Annotated in this window: 15 protein-coding genes; 12 read left to right on the forward strand and 3 right to left on the reverse strand. The window is 40.2% G+C overall.

Translation table 11 applies throughout. The features are described 5' to 3' along the window. The first annotated feature begins 154 nt into the window (after nucleotides 1-154). Complete coding sequence (locus FC85_RS16175) at nucleotides 155-1,693, forward strand: DUF5776 domain-containing protein (RefSeq protein ID WP_057864166.1); 1,539 nt, start codon at nucleotides 155-157, stop codon at nucleotides 1,691-1,693. A gap of 199 nt (nucleotides 1,694-1,892) precedes the next feature. Here FC85_RS16175 and FC85_RS03425 read toward each other — a convergent pair whose 3' ends face one another. Together FC85_RS03425 and FC85_RS03430 are read right to left on the reverse strand one after the other, a co-directional pair. Then, nucleotides 1,893-3,368 carry a C69 family dipeptidase gene (locus tag FC85_RS03425; RefSeq protein WP_057864167.1) on the reverse strand — a complete coding sequence of 492 codons (1,476 nt, stop codon included), beginning with the start codon at nucleotides 3,366-3,368 and terminating at the stop codon, nucleotides 1,893-1,895. Between the two features lie 11 nt (nucleotides 3,369-3,379). Continuing rightward, a complete protein-coding gene (locus FC85_RS03430) occupies nucleotides 3,380-4,312 on the reverse strand; it encodes a cation efflux transmembrane domain-containing protein (protein WP_057864168.1) in 933 nt (310 codons plus the stop codon). Between the two features lie 193 nt (nucleotides 4,313-4,505). Between FC85_RS03430 and FC85_RS03435 the strand changes: the two genes are divergently transcribed. The 3 genes from FC85_RS03435 to FC85_RS03445 all read left to right on the forward strand — a co-directional run bounded on the left by FC85_RS03435 (nucleotide 4,506) and on the right by FC85_RS03445 (nucleotide 7,028). Continuing rightward, entirely contained in the window at nucleotides 4,506-5,042 is a 537-nt protein-coding gene (locus FC85_RS03435; RefSeq protein ID WP_225427548.1) for a TetR/AcrR family transcriptional regulator, read from the forward strand. Nucleotides 5,043-5,427: 385 nt separating this feature from the next. Continuing rightward, nucleotides 5,428-6,102 carry a leucine-rich repeat protein gene (locus tag FC85_RS03440; protein WP_057864169.1) on the forward strand — a complete coding sequence of 225 codons (675 nt, stop codon included), beginning with the start codon at nucleotides 5,428-5,430 and terminating at the stop codon, nucleotides 6,100-6,102. Nucleotides 6,103-6,344: 242 nt separating this feature from the next. Continuing rightward, the gene (locus FC85_RS03445) at nucleotides 6,345-7,028 is read left to right on the forward strand and encodes a leucine-rich repeat protein (RefSeq protein WP_057864170.1); all 684 of its coding nucleotides are present in this window, start codon (nucleotides 6,345-6,347) and stop codon (nucleotides 7,026-7,028) included. A gap of 657 nt (nucleotides 7,029-7,685) precedes the next feature. Here the strand turns inward: FC85_RS03445 and FC85_RS03450 are convergent. Continuing rightward, nucleotides 7,686-8,114, reverse strand: coding sequence for a EutP/PduV family microcompartment system protein (locus FC85_RS03450; RefSeq protein ID WP_083484924.1), 429 nt, complete (start codon nucleotides 8,112-8,114; stop codon nucleotides 7,686-7,688). A gap of 661 nt (nucleotides 8,115-8,775) precedes the next feature. On the opposite strand from FC85_RS03450, the gene FC85_RS03455 reads away from it, so the two are divergent. From FC85_RS03455 to FC85_RS03490, 8 genes are all read left to right on the forward strand, one after another. After that, nucleotides 8,776-9,708 carry an FAD:protein FMN transferase gene (locus FC85_RS03455; RefSeq protein WP_057864171.1) on the forward strand — a complete coding sequence of 311 codons (933 nt, stop codon included), beginning with the start codon at nucleotides 8,776-8,778 and terminating at the stop codon, nucleotides 9,706-9,708. 61 nt (nucleotides 9,709-9,769) lie between these two features. Beyond that, the gene (locus FC85_RS03460) at nucleotides 9,770-10,387 is read left to right on the forward strand and encodes an NADPH-dependent FMN reductase (protein WP_057864172.1); all 618 of its coding nucleotides are present in this window, start codon (nucleotides 9,770-9,772) and stop codon (nucleotides 10,385-10,387) included. A gap of 50 nt (nucleotides 10,388-10,437) precedes the next feature. Then, nucleotides 10,438-11,790, forward strand: coding sequence for an NAD(P)H-dependent oxidoreductase (locus FC85_RS03465; protein WP_083484926.1), 1,353 nt, complete (start codon nucleotides 10,438-10,440; stop codon nucleotides 11,788-11,790). Nucleotides 11,791-12,371: 581 nt separating this feature from the next. Next, entirely contained in the window at nucleotides 12,372-12,953 is a 582-nt protein-coding gene (locus FC85_RS03470) for a hypothetical protein (RefSeq protein ID WP_057864173.1), read from the forward strand. Continuing rightward, nucleotides 12,928-13,218 carry a hypothetical protein gene (locus FC85_RS03475; RefSeq protein WP_057864174.1) on the forward strand — a complete coding sequence of 97 codons (291 nt, stop codon included), beginning with the start codon at nucleotides 12,928-12,930 and terminating at the stop codon, nucleotides 13,216-13,218. The genes FC85_RS03470 and FC85_RS03475 overlap by 26 nt, the downstream gene beginning before the upstream one ends. Nucleotides 13,219-13,540: 322 nt before the next feature. After that, nucleotides 13,541-15,949: a Xaa-Pro dipeptidyl-peptidase gene (locus FC85_RS03480; RefSeq protein WP_057864175.1), complete on the forward strand. Its 2,409-nt coding sequence runs from the start codon at nucleotides 13,541-13,543 to the stop codon at nucleotides 15,947-15,949. 166 nt (nucleotides 15,950-16,115) lie between these two features. After that, nucleotides 16,116-16,724 carry a sugar O-acetyltransferase gene (locus FC85_RS03485; RefSeq protein WP_057864176.1) on the forward strand — a complete coding sequence of 203 codons (609 nt, stop codon included), beginning with the start codon at nucleotides 16,116-16,118 and terminating at the stop codon, nucleotides 16,722-16,724. A 155-nt stretch (nucleotides 16,725-16,879) separates the two neighbouring features. Continuing rightward, nucleotides 16,880-17,620 (forward strand): hypothetical protein, encoded by a 741-nt coding sequence (locus tag FC85_RS03490; protein ID WP_057864177.1) that lies wholly within the window; start codon nucleotides 16,880-16,882, stop codon nucleotides 17,618-17,620. Nucleotides 17,621-17,718: the final 98 nt, after the last annotated feature.

Consider the following 17,718-nt stretch of genomic DNA (forward strand, 5'->3'; position numbering starts at 1 on the left):
AAAGTTCTATAAAAGATTTAATTGTTAAGAATATGGCACAACTAGCACAACGCGTTTACCTAAAGTAAATTTAGCTGGTAATAGCTATACATGGAAGAATCCGTTTATTGGCAAACTGCCACAAGGGGTAGATTACGATCAGACTAAAATTTCTATGTACCCCAGTGAATTTACTCCTTCTCTTGACCTTGATGGCACTAGTTTTCAAGCATTCTTTTATAATGGTGATGTGCCCCTTTATAGTTCAGGAAATTTTGTTTTTAATAATTTGACTAAACAAGTTATTCCCGGACCAACAACGGCAACAATTGATGGTCAAGTACAAAGACTTGTACAAAACCCGTATAAATATTACATGAACTTAAACTATAAAGTAGCAAAACAGATGACATTTGTTTTCTTTTTACCATACCAAGACAATGTCCAAACTATAGCCTATAAAATTATTCCGTACGACAGAGCAACAGGCAAGCCAATTCCAAATTACACGCCTGAAGAAAAGTCGGGAATGCCGGGAGATAAAGTGGATGTTCCAACAATTTCTGGATATACACCAGAAACAAATCAGGTCACAATTCCTGCCGCTGGTGGTGATATCATCGCTTACTATACCAAAACCCCTGCCAGTGAAAGTAAAATTACGGTTCATTATGAAGATGAAGCTGGTCATTCAATTCAGGATGCCACGACGACATCGGGTAAAATAGGTGATCCATATAATGCCAGTCATCCAGCGACGATTACTAAAGACGGCACGGTTTATGAATACGTTGGGGTTAAGGATAATAGAGTATTACCAACCAAGTATGCTGAAACGGATCAAACGATTACGTACCTTTATAAGAAATCATCAAGTGGTGGTACCGGTGGCGGCGGAACGCCAACCACGCCCATTCAGCCTTCAACGCCAACGACTCCAGCAACACCAATCATCCCTGCAACGCCGATTACACCATCAACACCAGTCACCCCAACTAACCCCGATGAACCGGGTGGCGGTCTGATTGCGGCAAAAAGTGCGGCCGTTTATTCAGTTAAACCAATCTATCTGTACCAAGGTAAAAACTTCAAGAAGTCACAACGAATTGCGTTCTACACGAAGAAGCCGCGAATCAATCGGCCAATGTTTGTTGTCACTGGCTATGCCCGTTCCAATACGGGGAAGTTGCGTTATCAGGTTCGTGACGTTAACCATCGCGCTAAAACAGCGGGTAAACGGGGCTATATTACGGCAAGTACCAAATATGTTTTGCCGGTTTATTACCAGAGTAATCATAAGACGTTAACTGTAATTAACCCGCGAGGTGTCAATGAATATCGCCAAAAGAACTTGACCGGTAAAGTTAAGAATTATCGGCAAGGGACAGTCTTGAAAGTTAAAGGATTCGTCCGTCATAACTTAACAACCCGATATCAATTGAGCAATGGCCACTACATTACCGGGAACCGTAAGTTAGTGATTTCCGGTCAGTACAAGCAACCTAAACGAGTTATTGTTAAGCATCGGATTAACCGCTATCAAACTGCCAACTTGACGAAACGTAATGGATCTTATAAACGCGGTCAACGGATGACAATCAAGCATTACACGTTTAGTCACGCGACTAACAAACAGAAACGTGGCACGATGAGATTTGCTGTCAAAGGTGGCTACATCACCGCCAATCAAAAATTTGTCCGAGTTAATCGATAACCTAAGGCTTTGAAATCGATAATTTTGCCTTAGCGATAGTTTTTTTGAAAACTGTTGGATTTATCATGATGAACTGAAAGATGAGGAGATATCAGGCAATTGAATTTTGCCTGATATCTCCTCATCTTTTTTTACATAATTATTATCATGGTAAAAATAAATTTTTAAAATGATTTTGTCACATTACTTCACCAATATTTCACCCTTTATTAATATGAATATGCAGTTCCTTGAATATTTCGGAAGTCGACTGAGTTATTAACTTGGCATTGAGCTGCTTGAATTTATTTTGAGAAAAGTTGGCTTTCTGTTGATCACTTGCAGTTAAGTAATTTTGCAACGCGGTGGTACTTGCCAGTTGTTCGGCAACCTGATCACTTTGGTTTAGAGCCCTTTGCATATGGCTTTCTACGGCTTCTTGAATTGGTTTAATATACTGGGTTGTAAAACTTGTTGGATAAGGTTGAACCAAGGTGCTGGTTAACTTGTAGGTCCAGAATGCTGAATTCGGGTCGTAATGGTCTGTGCCAATCTGGTAGCTTTGCGGTGTCGCGTTGATGTTTGTGTAAAACGGGACATAAACACTAGTATCCGGAGAGGCCATTGCCAACCATTGAATGCCGGCAATGGTTTTAGGAACTGTTTTTCTGATTTGAAGTATATGCGATTCATCATTCATTGGCATGTTAATTGGGCGGTATTTACCAACCCAGCGGCCCTTAGAATCATATTTTGTGCCACTAAAATGGCTGGATAAAACATCACTGACCTTATTAATTGTCACTTTTTTATCAGGTTTCATCAGGAGTGGAAGATGTCTTGATTGAATATTTTGTTTTCTACTTGGGGTTAAGAGTCGTTGACCATCCCAGATTCGTGGCGTATTATCTGTCGCGTCCTGTTTATTGTTGGTTCCAAATGCCCGAGCAAAATTGGCTTCACGCATTTTATACCCAGATAAGTGATGTCTTTTTATAAAAGTGATAAGCCCCTTTGAGATGAGACACTTTTTCGAATTATTCAAGACTAACTTACCAATGCTCAGTTGGTTGGGGATGATTGCATAATAGTTAGCCGGAATTTGGATAGCGGCCCATTGATGTCCAGCACCGATTTCCATATACCAAATTTCATTTTTATCCGAAAAAACAATCCCGTCTGATTCGGCAGCACCAAATTTGCTAATCATCTTACCTAATCTTTGAACACCTTGGCGGGCAGAATGGATAAATGGTAGGGTGACATCTAGCATGGCATCCTCACTAATTCCCTTCTTGATAAATGGATCGGCTTGGGTTGCCCGCTTGTTTGAGTTGGTGGATTCCGTTGCACTCATCGCAACATTTGATTCATTGATACCGTCTTCACCGTATGTGCCATGTTTCGAGGTCCAGTCAGGAGTTGCAGTATATCTCTGCTGCTTTGGGGATAATGTTATTGTGAAACCATTTCCCTTTGAAAGATAGTGGGTTGGCCCTTGACTGGTCTGATTATGAACCACAAAGTGTTTGGCCCAATTTGTTGCATTGTCTTCATTTCGAGCGATAATCGTTGAACCGTCTTTTGTGGCATGATTGCCGATCACCAGTGTTGTGCAGGCTGAAGCTTGAGTTGCTCCGGCGAAAATCACAATGATCGCTAAACCAGCTAGAACGACTTTTTGATATAATTTCATATTTATTCTCCTTATTTTCCAACGTCGATTGACCGAGATTGGTCGTCGATCACAAAGTTAACGTCAACTAATTTAAAAATTGAAATTAATCTTTCCTTGATTGTCCGGATTGATTTGTACAACCCAAACACTGAAAAGCTTTCTTTGGGAACACAATAAATATCAACTTGAAGATGCATGCCTTTCTTAAATGCCAAAATATTGTTAAATTTCCAGCCATCAGGGATGTTGTCTGTCACAATCTTTTTGATTTGGTGCTGGATGGCATTAGATGAAATTGTGCCGTCTAATATTTCCCTAATGGCCTGTTTCATGTAACCAATTGGTTGATTAATAAACAGAATAACCAAGGTAACGGTAATAAAGAAATCGCCAGTGTATAAGAGAAAGGAGAGTGGTGAGCGCGCTGAAATAAACATTAAGCCAATTGCGACGACACCGATTCCAGCAGACAGGGCAACATCAATAAAACTATTCTTTGATTCGACTGATAATAATTCGCTGGTGCCATTTGTATTGGCATTTCCATGGCGATAGACTTTTAAGAGACAAAAACCCAGGATGACCATTGCAATCGAGTAGGCTAAAACGGGGACAGCACTGATTCTGGTTCCTTCACCTGTGGCAAAATAATGGTAGGCCCTAAGACTGACGTTCCATGTTGTAAGTCCCATTAATGTGATCACCAGTATTGATTTTAAGAAGATATAAATTGGCTCTAGATTAAACAATCCTTTGGGAAACCCTCTGATTTTGTTCTGACTGACTTTGGAAATCGTGATGGCAATGATGCCGGAAATAACTTCGATTAAAACAAATGAGGCATCTAAAAACAGTGCTTGGAGGTGAGTCACCGAAAAGATGGCTAGCCCGGTAATACTCATCAGTAAATTAATGATTATTCCGATAGTTAAAGTTCGCTGCTCGGTATTTTTGACTTTCATGTTGGGTGTGCCTCCTTTGAAAGTACCACTTGTTATTTTTGAAAAGAATTGGCATACTGATCTAATAATAGACATCTGTTTATTAATGAATATGTGTTCATTATAAAGAAATTCATTTTTGTGAGAAGATCAGTTTGATACAGACTGTCTGGTAATGGACATAATCAACAGAATTGACCATTAGGAGGAAATCATGGGACTTGATAGACGTCAAAGAAAAACCCAACAGGCCATTGAGCGCGAATTCATTCGTTTGCTTCAGGCCAAGCCGTTAAATAAGATATCAGTTGCAGAAATCGTGAGTGGAGCTGATATTTCGAGAAGTACCTTTTATCTGCACTACACTGATATTTATGAGTTGTATGATCAAATCAACAATGGTTTTTTAGACGGATTGGTTAGCAGTTTTGAAGCTTACTATCCTGCTGTCACTGAGAGTTATTTTGGACTTGCCCAACGATTAATCGATTATATTGTAAAGAATAAGAAACTATCAAAAATCTTTATTAACGAAAATAATGTGTCACTGATTGATAAGCTCTCTAAGATATTTATTGACAAAGTCTTGGCATTTGAAAAAATTGATTCTAATAACTATGAGGAATATTATCTGGTTGTCTGGTCAGTTAGAGGAATGATTGGTGCGATTATTAATTGGATTAATGAAGGAATGGATCCCGCAGAAGGAATATTCGTTGACGTTATGAGAAAAATTCTGGATAGACTTTAGGAGCTATCCAGAATTAAGCAGAATGTGGATCGTTAGTGATAAGTAAAGACAATCAAATTGCTGATCAAAAGTTTGTGAAAGTTAATTAATAGTTTCTCATTTTTAAAAAATATCAAATATTGTCCATATTTTTTAAAAATGTATAAAATGTAATTAGACTGGTCGAAGGATAACAATAAGATTTTTAAAGTGATTAGTTGCCGGAGACTTGTGGTGACTAGGCACGATAAACCTGATGACACATGAGTTTGCCTAGAATTTTCACCTAAATCTATTAATATTTTTTGCCGTTATTCTGAATTTTTGCATAATTTTCCATAAGAAATGTGTTAAAATACTAAGCAATTAGTGTGATTGACATGTGAAATGTAAACAGGAGGATTCTATGCAAAAGTTTATACCTCGTTTTCAATGTAAAAATTTAATTGAGCAGTCATTTGATTTAGCCAGTGAGCATCATTTTAACGCTAATTTAGTTGATGCTTATTCTCGTAATCAAATGAAGTTGCAGGCGATTGATGATTTTGCAATGATTGGTGTCGGCTTCCAAATGGTGAACCTGCCGAATAGCGTTGCAGCAATCGGCGAAGGCGCTTTTGCACGCAATCATCTCAATCGGTTTGATGCTCCTGCGCACTTACAGCGGATTGATAATCGGGCCTTTTGGTATAACCACATTCGCACAATCGATTTTAATTCAGGCATGCAAGTTGCTGACAATGCTTTTGATCATCAAGAAATTGCTTATTCAGATTTTGATTTGTATGGCAGGCTGCATCCTTTCAAACCAGATGAACTGATTAGTATCTATGTCGATCATAAGTTGCTGGGTCCGGATGATGTTCGGGCAGAAATTGACTCGTCAATGATTGATTTTGATTGTATTCAATCGGGCCGCCGGGGTGTGCCATCGTTTCGTGTTGTCGATGATGGGCGATTAATTAAACCAATTCGCGGCGTTAATATGGGCGATTCTGGCTTCTTGAAGATTGCTGGTTATTTTAATCTAAAAATATTACCATTGGATCTAACCATTCACCATGTCTATTTGAGTGTTTAGTGAAAATTTGGGATGATATGGAAAAGAAAGTCACGTGAAGGATACCGTGGCTTTCTTTTTTTGTGGATTTCTGAATAATTGTGAGGGGGATATCGATGGCCTGTATTTGACTATCAAGAAGCCTAAATTGAAGATCATTGTTTAGATGATATTGGAGCCCACTTTATATGATTAACTAGGTAAACTATGTTAAACTGTTAAACAGCTGATCTGTCGTGCCGAATAGAAACTGGAGGACGACTATGGAACAATTTGTACCTCGTTTTCAATATAAGAACTTAAGTAATCACCGGTTAAAGTTAACCAATGTCGACGATTTTTATGGTAATTCGCTGGAAGTTCATACGCCAAAGGGACTTCATTTAGCGGAAATTGGTGATTTTGCTCTAACCGGGCTTGGTTTTCAAAGCGTTAACCTGCCGGATACAGTGACAACGATTGGGGAAGCGGCTTTTGCTCGAAATAATCTGGCTGCTTTCCGATCACCGAAAAAACTTGTTAGGATTGATAATCGAGCTTTTTGGTATAATCATTTACGGTCGATTGAGTTTCCCCAAGACGTGAAAATTGCGGGCAATTCATTTGATTATCAAGAAATTTGGTATTCTGATTTTAAAACACCACATCAGCTTCAATCTTTTAAACCAACCGAAATGATCACGATTTATGTGGCTGGAAGGCAATTAACCGCTGATGATGTTCGCGCAGAATTGGATCCAACGATGGTTGACTTTGAGAAAATTGAGGCTGGTCAACGAGGCGTTCCGTCATTTGAAATTGTGGATGGTGGGCGATTGATTAAGCCGATTGCCGGTGTTGATATCAATGATGGCGGCTTCTTAAAAATCGGTGGTTACTTTAACTTAAAGGTGTTGCCGTTGAATTTTACTATCCGACATATTTATTTAAACTTCGAAGCAGAGTAATCTCAGTCCCTTAACCCCACTAAAAAGGGTCGTGGGAAGGGAATTTGTTATATTTAAGGATTGAATGGCTTTCTGACAGCCATTATTTTTATGAGAATTATTGAAAGCGGTTGCAAATTAAATGATGCCGTTTTATAATGAGGGCATTAAATTACATGTGAAAAAGTTATCGAAATGGAGGCAGTCACTATGGTAGAAAAAGATAGTCAGAAAGTCGAAAAGATGTTGGTTGTACTGGCAGTGGGTCTATTTTTCATCGTTGGTATTGCTGCAAGTTTTGTCCTTTAAAATAAAAAGTACCTACTTTCTATCAGATTATTGGCTGCCTTTAAATCAAAATTTCTATTATAATAGAACCGTTAAAAACAGAAAGGCTGGGACAAAAGTAATTTATCCCAGCCTCTGTTCGTGTAAACACGATTGTTACCGAGCGAAAACGCGGGACAAAAGGCAACTGCCGGCCATGTCACCGAATTATCCAACGGTTCATACTCGGAATATCTCATTGAACTTTTTACTTAGTAAAAAACGTGGACCAACAAGCAAGCACCGGCATAAAAGTCCCCTAACTTAATATTCCAAAATCGGGAATATCGAATTAGGGGACTTATATGTTGGGGCCTAACCGCTTGCTGACCCCCGTTGTTCTTGCTGGCGCTACTTTGCGAAGTAATCGTTAAGCATTGGGATTGCTTCTCCAGTTAATGCTGAGACTTTAAAAATTTGTTGAATGCCGGCTTCACGTAATTGTCCGACCGCGTAGTCAATTTCTGCGGGAGTGGCAATATCGATCTTGTTAATAATCCCAATTGCTTGGGGTTGAAACATCGTGACAAAGCCAGGCGGAAAGATTGGTCGGTTATCAGTGGCACTTTGAATGACTGCAATTATTTTGGCGTTCACCGACGTGGTAATTAACGGCGTGTAAAAATGTCGATTTTCAGTGTACTCTCCCGGAGTATCAATCATGTCGTCGCAGAATTCGATGGACTGAGTTTCACTAGACTGAATCTTTTGATGATGTAATCGCTGAATGAGGGTTGTCTTGCCAGAATTGTGGGCACCGACAAACATTGCTTTTCGCATAACATCGCTCCTATTTATTATTCGCACGATCAGATACTTAACGCCTATTATTTTAACATGATTGGGTTAGCTGATAGTGAGAAATTTCGAAGAATCAATCGCGGCTTTGCAAAAAATCAGATAAAAATATGCAAATGATTAGTCGCCCCATGACAGATTGTGTCACAATGCAAGTAGGGGACTGATGTCGTTGGACAAAAAATAACAACCACGGTCATCCGACAGCGTGGTTGTTATTTAGTCATTATGGATTTATGGGTGGCAAAGGAATTGAACCTTGTCTCCGGAATGATTATTCCGTTGCTCTACCAACTAAGCTAACTTCCCAAAATCATTTAGTGGTTATAAGATAACATAACTAAAATGACGCTTCAACGATATATTTGTTACAAATGTTGTAATAAATACATTGTGAATTAATCATTAAGAGATATCAGCGGTTATTGGGATAAGTAATTGAAACTTTTTTTGAAACTGAATTTAATTAGATTGCTTATCTTTCAGTAAAGAAAGCGGTTAATGAATAGTGAGATGATTATGGCAACCAAGTTAGAATTGAACTGATTTTTATTTTACTTCGTGATATTGATATCAAAATGATATATAATAAAGTTATATTGTGGTATGCAACTTTGGAATTTGAGAGGAAATGGGGTTGTCAATGACAGTTAAAAGTCGAACCGCCCATTTGATGGGTACTGTGATTAAAGTTCAAATTGAACATGATGATCCCGAACCAATCCTTGATGAAGTGGTTCGGCGATTAAAATCTTACGAACAACGGTTTAGTGCTAATGATCGTCGTTCAGAATTAATGCAAATTTCTCAAAAAGCTGGATTCGAGCCTGTCAAAGTTGATCCAGAACTATATCAGCTAATTAAAATTGGAAAACAGATCAGTGTTTATCAAAATGATAATTTGAACATTGCTATCGGGCCACTGGTGAGAACTTGGCGAATTGGGTTCAATGATGCGCGGGTCCCGACCAAGTCAGAAATAAATTCCGCACTTGCTAAAACCAACCCAAACGATATTGAATTGGATGATACGCACCAGACAGTTTTTCTGCGGCGATTAGGGATGGCGATTGATTTAGGATCGCTCGCAAAGGGCTACTTTGCTGATTTGATTGCGGCTTATTTAAAGCAGCAGGACGTTGCCTCGGGATTAATTAATTTAGGTGGTAATGTTGTTGTCTTTGGCCCAAATTTTAAAACAACCTCTGGAAATTGGCGAATTGGGATTCAGGCACCTGGACAGCCCCGTGGCACCCATCGGTTGATCTTGAATCTGCAGGATAAATCGATTGTGACATCCGGAATTTACGAACGACATTTAGAACAAGCTGGTCATGACTACCATCATATTCTTGATCGACGGACCGGATACCCGGTGAAAACAGATCTTGCCAGTCTGACCATTATTTCGGATCGTTCGATAGATGGTGAAATCTGGACCGGGCGACTGTTTGGTCTATCTCAGAATGTGATCATCGCAAAGCTGGCAGTCATGGATGGGATTGATGGTGTCTTAATTAATAAGGATGGCAGTGTCATTTCTACGCTGCCAAAGCAAGCAACAGTTATTTTATAAACTAGATCAGAGTCGTGAATTGCGGCTGAAAATGTGATATTAAAATGGGGGATGACGATAAATGAATAAATATATTGGAATTGTTGGAACAAATACACAGCGATCGACCAACCGTCAACTATTACAGTTTATGGAACGCCATTATCAGGACCAGGCTGAAATTGAATTAGTCGAAGTGGCTGGTTTACCGATGTTTAACAAGCCCGCCGATCGAGTGATTCCAGATCGGGCAGCTGAGATTGGTAAGAAAATTGATGAAAGCGATGGTGTGATTATTAGTACACCGGAATATGATCATGCGGTTCCGGCTGTTTTAATGAATGCCTTAGAGTGGTTATCATATGGGATTCATCCGTTCTTAGATAAACCGGTCATGATTATCGGGGCATCATTTGGGTCACTTGGGACATCCCGGGCGCAGGCTCATTTGCGGCAGATGCTTGATGCACCTGAACTTGGTGCTCGAATTATGCCAAGTTCAGAATATTTGCTTGGCCACGTTTTGGAAGCCTTTGATAAGGATGGCAATTTGAATGATCAGGGTCGAATTGACCGGCTTGATGCTTTATTTGCCGACTTTGAAGAGTTTGTCAAAATTTCCAAGGAACTTTGGCACACGACTGAATACGATAAGCAAGAAATCTCTAAGCTGGATAAAACTGACTTTGGTTCAAATTAGCCAAGTCGGTTTAACTGTGAATTAAGGAAACATAAAGGAGACGCAAAATGATGAAATTAGTTGGAATTGCCGGAACTGTTGAGGACAAGTCATACAACCGGATGCTGCTTGAATTTATTGCAAACCATTTCAGTGGGCTAGTGGATATTGAAATTCTAAGTATTGACGATTTACCAATGTTTGATCAAGATAACGATGTTACAAACAGTGGCGCAGTTCAGTATCTGAATCGGAAAATCAGCAACGCTGACGGTGTGATCATCGCTACTCCGGAACATAATCATACAATTACGGCTGCGTTAAAGAGTGCTCTGGAATGGTTATCATTTAAGGTTCATCCGTTTTCAGACAAACCAGTCATGATTGTTGGTGCGTCCTATTATGAGCAGGGATCTTCACGGGCACAATTGAATTTACGTCAGATATTGGAAGCTCCCGGGGTTAACGCAATTGTTTTCCCAGGAAATGAATTTTTACTGGCCAATGTGAAGGAAGCCTTTGATGACGATGGTAATTTGAAAGACGAAAAGACGGTTGCTTTCCTGCAATCCAATTTGCAAAAATTCAAGAAGTTCGTCAAAGTGATTAATTCGATGAACAAAGCAGCTGGTGGGACTGATGAAGCAGCTCAGGCTGAAGATTTGGATGCGACTGGTAAGATTTCGACCACGGTTGAAGGCGTTGATATGACTGCCGATGACTGGGTTGAACAAGCTGCTAAAAAAGTCAACGCTGTTGATGGTAAGACATACGTTAAGTTAGATCGCGGTCTTTTGACAGTTGATCAATTAAACTATTTCTTAAATTCGATGCCAATTGAGTTGACTTATGCTGATAGTAATAATCAATTTATTTATTACAACAAGATGGGTGGCAAAATGTTGGCACCACGGACACCGGGCCAAGTTGGCGATCCATTGTCAAAAGTTCATCCCAAGCGAGCTATTCGTGGCGTCAAGAGCGTTATTCACGCATTACGAACGGGTAAAACGGATATGGTTAGTATGCCGGTTCCTGGTAATGGTCCTGACAAATATATCATGCATTATTATAAGGCAATGCATGATGAAAAGGGCGAGTACGTGGGAATCAATGAGTTTGTCTTGGATTTGATTCCAATTATTAAGTGGTACTTGAAGAAGACCGGTCAGAAATTGACGGCGGATCCAAACAACAAGGTCGATGCGGACGCGAGTGCTTCGACCAAGGATGATTCATCAACGGATGCGGATGCCAGCGCGTCAGTGGATGATGATGCCGCTGATACCAGTGCTAATGTCGATACGGATGCAAGTGCATCAGTCGACGAGAACGACGAATCAACCACAACCAATGATTCAAAAGGTAAGGATGATGGTGGTTCGGATGCAACGGCAAGCGCGTCGGTGGAGGACTGGGACTAGAACCAGAGTGTGAAAAGTCGCGGTTAGCTTCCAGAATATAACCCCTCTAAGCCAATATTCCTGATTCTGGAATATTGGCTTAGAGGGGTTATATGGCCGGAAGCTGCGACTTTTCACACGTTTCAGCCAAGTAAAATTGGAGACTAACCAAAAGACAAGTCGGGGTTTATATGGCCGGGATCTGCTTGGCTTTGCACGTTTCGGCCAAGTAAAATTGGAGATGAACCAAAAGAATAGTGAGGGGTTATATGGCCGGGATCTGCGACTTTTCACACGTTTCAGCCAAGTAAAATTGGTGATTAACTGACCTACTTTGCCTTATATGGCCGGGATCCACTACGCTCTCAAAATATCACATCAAAGTTGTCCCATTCCAATCAAAATAGGTAGTAAAAGCATGAAACGGCCCGCCAACCAGCGGCCGCTTCATGCTTTTATTATGCTATCGGATTTGGTGATATACTAAATGTAGAATTAAAAAAAGGGCTTTTAGTAATCTGATTTCATTCCGATATTGACATTGGTAAAACCTTAACGGATAATAAAATAATCACTATTTGGATGAAAGGGTTGTTTATTTGATGTTAAATTGGATTGAGCTTGCGGATGACATTATTCACGCAGGTGTTGTGCCGGGTCCACCACATCATTGGTACCAAAATTCGGTCTGGGTGGGAACAAAAGAAATGATTTCACTACTAACGTTACTAGGGGTATTGATTGCCATTGCAACGTTTTATCGAAATTCCAGAGTTAGAAAATTTGATATTACGCTTCAAGCAATTGATTTTTACAATCATGAAATCCGGGATGCAATTAACGATTTTTCGGATTCGTTCAATGAATCTTTGGTTGATAATAAATTTCAAGGGAAAGATATTAATACAGCGATGATAATTGTTGCTAAGAATTTGGATATTCGAAAAGTAATCCATTTATTAGATGAGTTGGGATTCTATTTTACTAATCGAAATATTAACTCTTTTCAGGTTAAAGCGGTCATCAGTTCAGAACTGATAGCCTTTTTGAGAGATAGGAAATATCGTAAGTTGATTAATCATTTTGTTAGTCAGTCTAATTTAATTGGTATCCAAAATTTGTATGAGAATATCGGATTAGAAAATGGAAGTGATCAAAATGGCTCAAAAGATACCCACATATGAAAATCCAAAGGTAATTAAAGCAAAGAAAGAGGCACAGAAAGTTATTCAAGAGATTGATGATGGCAAGATAACGAGGGAAAAGGCTGAACTTGATGCTGTAAATAGCGTTTTAGAGGAATTGGGTCAACCTAAAGTCACCAACTTGAGTGACAAAAAATCAGTTGGATGGCGTAAACGTTCAAAAAGGATTCAAAGAAAGATTGCAATTCAGGATTTTTTAAATGTAATCACCTTTGGCCTTTACCAAGGTAAAGGTCCATACTGAACTTAAAAGTTCGTGACTATTTTTGGAAAAGATTTGTTGATAAAATAAAGAAACGTTGGTGACAGTGAAAATATACTGTCTCCAGCGTTTCCTTTGATACACCAACCATGTTGATTTATTAGCAACGCAATCTGTTCAGGGCGACTTTCAAGTCAACATCATTAAAACAATCGTTAACATGTCTCAAAAGGGATAAACTGGCAAGAATAATCATTTGCAACTAACGGCTGATTTTTGCGATGAAGTAATCGTATAATGAAACTAATCATGCTTGGATTATCTGGAATTTGAAGATAGGCCATCATTAAATTGGAGGCTTTTTATGAAAATCAATCAATTTGGTTACGTGCCAACTCAACACCAACAAATCATTGATGAGTTGCGTGATATTCGGTTTTTAGATTTGGAGAACATTAAAATAAAATCACCATTACACTTATTTCGAAGTTTGTTGCTTAAATCCTTTTCTGTTCATCAGGGTGAAACGACTCGAATCGCAAAAATTGCCAGTATGATGGCAACCGAGACAGTTGATGCTGACAGTTATACTAACGGTTCGGGGACTTTGAGTAAGTCGGCCTTTTATAATGTTGGTCTGCAACTATTAGGCTTCACGGTTGATCTGGATTTTTCACTGACCAACCCATTAAAGATGATGACCGAAGTTGGCCTGCCAATCGCCGAGGTGACTGACCCGCTGACCCGCGATGATGTAATCGATGCCTGGTACCGATTGTTGAATACCCGGACCAAATTTGGTCAATTGTTGATTGATAAACTTGCTGGGGAGGGGTATTATCACCAATTTTTAGCTGATGAGACCTTTAAACGGCCATTAATCTTTAATGGCAAAGCGCAAGCTGTTTTTGACACGGATCATCTGGTTCGTGAAGTTGTTTACGTTGAGTCACCATTAGATATTGATCACGATGGTCGGCGAGATCTTTTGAAAGTGAAACTGATTCGACCGGCTGAAACTGATCGTGGCTTGACCGTCCCAGTTGTCTACACCGCTAATCCATATGGCGAGGGGACGAATGACAAGTGGTCTGAAAGTTGGTCACACGATAATAATCGACCGTTAAAACGTAAACAACCAAACAATTTTACATATAGAGATGTTCAAGATACATATGATCATTCAAAAGTGCCGGTGCCAAGAACGATCAACGGTCATACAAAACAGGCCGAGGAAACATTTACGATGACTTGGATCTATTCTTTAAATGATTACTTTTTGGCTCGCGGATTCGCCGTTGTCTATTCGGCCGGGATTGGCACCAAAGATTCAGATGGTTTCCGAACGACCGGGACGAGGGATGAAACGATCAGTGCCATTTCCGTTATTGAATGGTTACATGGTGATCGGACCGCCTTTACCAATCGGGTTGATCAAATTGCAATTTCGGCCTGGTGGGCAACCGGCAACGTCGGAATGACCGGTCGCTCATATCTTGGGACGTTATCGATCGCCTCGGAATTAACCGGGGTTGGCGGACTTAAAACGGCCGTTGTTGAAGCGGGCATTTCTAATTATTATGACTATTATCGGGAGAATGGCTTAATGGTGTCCCCGGATGGCGACGATGCTGACGTCTTAGCGGAGTTTACGTTTAGCCGCCAGCAATCCGCGGCCGATTATGCCCAAATCAAGGAGCCGTGGCTTGCCCACCTGAAACAGATCAAGCGGGATCAGGATCATGATAGTGGCAGTTATAATCGTTTTGGGGATGCCCGAAATTTATTGAAAGAAAATCACGCGAAGGCCGATATTCTATTGGTTCACGGATTGAATGACGGGAACGTTAAACCAGCTCAAGTTTGGAATCTACGCAAGGCGTTAAAATCGAAATCCTTAACCCAAAAGTTAATTTTGCATCAAGGGCAACATGAGTATTTAAACAATTTCCGGTCATTTGATTTTACCGATATTGTCAATTTATGGCTGACCAATAAGCTGCTGAATGTGGCCAATCAAGCCAACCAAGTGTTACCCAACGTGATTGTGCAGGATAATGCTCACGCTGAAACTTGGCATGGCTATCAGGACTGGGGTGGCCAGGAGGCTAGTATCCAAATTTATCAGTTGGGTGACGATCAGATGATCAATCCAGGGGGTCACACATCGTTTTCGGATCATTTAGATAAGTCGCAGTTCGAGACCTATACGAAAGATATTAATAAGTGGCGCGATGATCTCTATTCACGGGATGGCTCGCCAATGGACGGTCACTGCATCCGGATATTGACACCACCGCTGGTAAACGATCTGGTTATCAACGGTCGGCCGTCGTTGGCATTAACTGTCAAGAGCAGTCAAATGGTTGGAATGATCAGCGTGGCGTTGATGGATTATGGTAAAGCGAATCGATTGACCGCTGATCCACAAGTGCTGGCATCCCAGCAAATTCTAACCGGCTATCATTGGCGAAAAGATGATTTAAAAGAATTTCTGCCAAAGAAAAAGGCGAATGATGTTAAACGGGTGGTTCAGGGACATATCAACATGCAAAACCGGGAAAATGCCTACAAAGTTGATGACCTAGAACCCAATACTGAGTATCAGTTAAACTTGGTTTTGCAGCCAACATTTTGGCGCTTCTTAAAGGGGCATCAAATTGGAATTGTGATTTATGCCACTGATATGGCCTATACTGTTCGGGGAAATCAGGATATTCGATATCAGGTAAATTTGGCGTCTTCAACGTTAAGATTACCAGAGCTAAAATAGTATCAATAATAGCTATACGGCAAGGGTATTCCAGTACGACTGGTTGGTACTGGTACCAGAACCTTTTACTTGAACGTGGCACCGACAGGGTGATCTTTAGGTCATGATATAATAAAACCTAACCGTAAGCGATTTTGCATTTACAGAATGGAGGATTGGTTTAGCAATGGCATCCCAAGAAGAACGCATGTTGGCCGGCAAATTATACAATGTTTATGACAAGGATCTGGCCAAAAAATATGAACGAAAAGATAATCTGCTTCACCGAATTAATTTCCCACAAGAAGGGGTGGATCCACAAGCTGAGTTAAAACGGCTGATCGGGAAAATGGGTAAAAATTCTTATATTGAACCGCCATTTTTCTGTGACTTCGGTGAAAATATTACGGTTGGTGATGATTTTTATTGTAATACCAACGCTATTTTTCTCGATTCCGGTAAAATCACCATCGGCAGTCGAGTATTAATTGGGCCTCGGGTGAGCTTATTTGCGGCTGGCCATCCAATCGACGCGGATGTTCGAAATAAATGGCTGGGATTTGGTAAACCGGTTACCATTGGTGATGATGTCTGGATTGGTGGCAGTACAGTTGTTAATCCAGGGGTTACGATCGGCAGTAATGTGGTGATTGGGTCAGGCTCAGTTGTGACTCACGATATTCCTGACAATGTGGTAGCAGTCGGCAATCCGTGTCATGTCCTTAGGAAGATTACTGAAGATGATAAGCAGGAATGGCAGGCACAATATCGGGACTATCAGGCAGATCAATCATAGACGGTTAGTTAGTATAAATGGTTTCACAAAAAAGTATTCCCAGATCATCATAATCGAGATATAATAATATTCGTGCTGTAATTAAGGAAAGTATGGCGGCTGCTAAAGTCGTTGGCTACTTTCCTATTAATTTGTTTATGAAATGAGGGGTTATGATGAAGAAGGTTTCAAAATTGATTGTGAGTGGGCTTGTCGCAGTGACATTTGGGGGTGCTGTGCTAAGCAGCAATGCAAGTGATGTCTCAGCTAAAGTCAGGTCAGCAAAGGTTCTTGGTTATAACGGCTTATCAAAGACTGCTTACAATGTTAATGGTGGTTATTTGTACAGTAATGCCAAGTTAACTAAGAAAGTCCATAATGCTAAAAGTTTTTTGAACACAACTTTTTATGCGACCAAATCAGCAACTGTCAAACGCACTAATGGTAGCCGAGCAACGTATTATTATATTGCTAACGGTTCAAAATCGGTTAGAGGCTGGATTTGGCAGGGAAACTTGAGCAAAGCAAAATCGTATGCCAAACAAAAGGCTGACATTAAAGCGATGATGGCAATTGTGCGAACAATGAATCCAAGTTCACAAGATGATATTTTGGCTGATTTTAAGGACATGTCACCCAAGGAAGCCTATAGTGCTGGAGAGTACCAAAGCAACGATCTATCTGCTGTCGTTGGTGATATCGGTCAAGCTGCATGGCAGGATGACGCAGCCCCTAGTGATATTCAGGCAGTTGGCCAGGCTTATAATTTGTTTAACGGCCGATTTAGCTCAATGACAAATTCAAAATTAGCAACGTTATATGATCGTTTCAAACAAGCGCAAGATACAGACGGTGCGCCAGATGCTGCCCATAATTTAGCTGATACATTGGCTGACGCGGTGGCGACCTTACAATAATAAAAAGGATCTCCAAAATTTCGTCCTTCGTGGATGTGAAATTTGGGAGATCTTTTTTTATGATGGTTATCTGGAACATCATTCTTTGGATAAAAGTC

The organism is Lentilactobacillus diolivorans DSM 14421 (assembly GCF_001434255.1).
Classification (GTDB): Bacteria; Bacillota; Bacilli; order Lactobacillales; family Lactobacillaceae; genus Lentilactobacillus; species Lentilactobacillus diolivorans.

Bases quoted from the DNA above. Each gene is read 5' to 3' on its own strand.
- FC85_RS16175 (WP_057864166.1), top strand. From the start codon at position 155: ATGTACCCCAGTGAATTTACTCCTTCTCTTGACCTTGATGGCACTAGT.
- FC85_RS03450 (WP_083484924.1), bottom strand. From the start codon at position 8,114: ATGCGAAAAGCAATGTTTGTCGGTGCCCACAATTCTGGCAAGACAACC.
- FC85_RS03490 (WP_057864177.1), top strand. From the start codon at position 16,880: ATGAAGAAGGTTTCAAAATTGATTGTGAGTGGGCTTGTCGCAGTGACA.
- FC85_RS03440 (WP_057864169.1), top strand. From the start codon at position 5,428: ATGCAAAAGTTTATACCTCGTTTTCAATGTAAAAATTTAATTGAGCAG.
- FC85_RS03485 (WP_057864176.1), top strand. From the start codon at position 16,116: ATGGCATCCCAAGAAGAACGCATGTTGGCCGGCAAATTATACAATGTT.
- FC85_RS03460 (WP_057864172.1), top strand. From the start codon at position 9,770: ATGAATAAATATATTGGAATTGTTGGAACAAATACACAGCGATCGACC.
- FC85_RS03480 (WP_057864175.1), top strand. From the start codon at position 13,541: ATGAAAATCAATCAATTTGGTTACGTGCCAACTCAACACCAACAAATC.
- FC85_RS03470 (WP_057864173.1), top strand. From the start codon at position 12,372: ATGTTAAATTGGATTGAGCTTGCGGATGACATTATTCACGCAGGTGTT.
- FC85_RS03475 (WP_057864174.1), top strand. From the start codon at position 12,928: ATGGCTCAAAAGATACCCACATATGAAAATCCAAAGGTAATTAAAGCA.
- FC85_RS03465 (WP_083484926.1), top strand. From the start codon at position 10,438: ATGAAATTAGTTGGAATTGCCGGAACTGTTGAGGACAAGTCATACAAC.
- FC85_RS03425 (WP_057864167.1), bottom strand. From the start codon at position 3,368: ATGAAATTATATCAAAAAGTCGTTCTAGCTGGTTTAGCGATCATTGTG.
- FC85_RS03445 (WP_057864170.1), top strand. From the start codon at position 6,345: ATGGAACAATTTGTACCTCGTTTTCAATATAAGAACTTAAGTAATCAC.
- FC85_RS03455 (WP_057864171.1), top strand. From the start codon at position 8,776: ATGACAGTTAAAAGTCGAACCGCCCATTTGATGGGTACTGTGATTAAA.
- FC85_RS03430 (WP_057864168.1), bottom strand. From the start codon at position 4,312: ATGAAAGTCAAAAATACCGAGCAGCGAACTTTAACTATCGGAATAATC.
- FC85_RS03435 (WP_225427548.1), top strand. From the start codon at position 4,506: ATGGGACTTGATAGACGTCAAAGAAAAACCCAACAGGCCATTGAGCGC.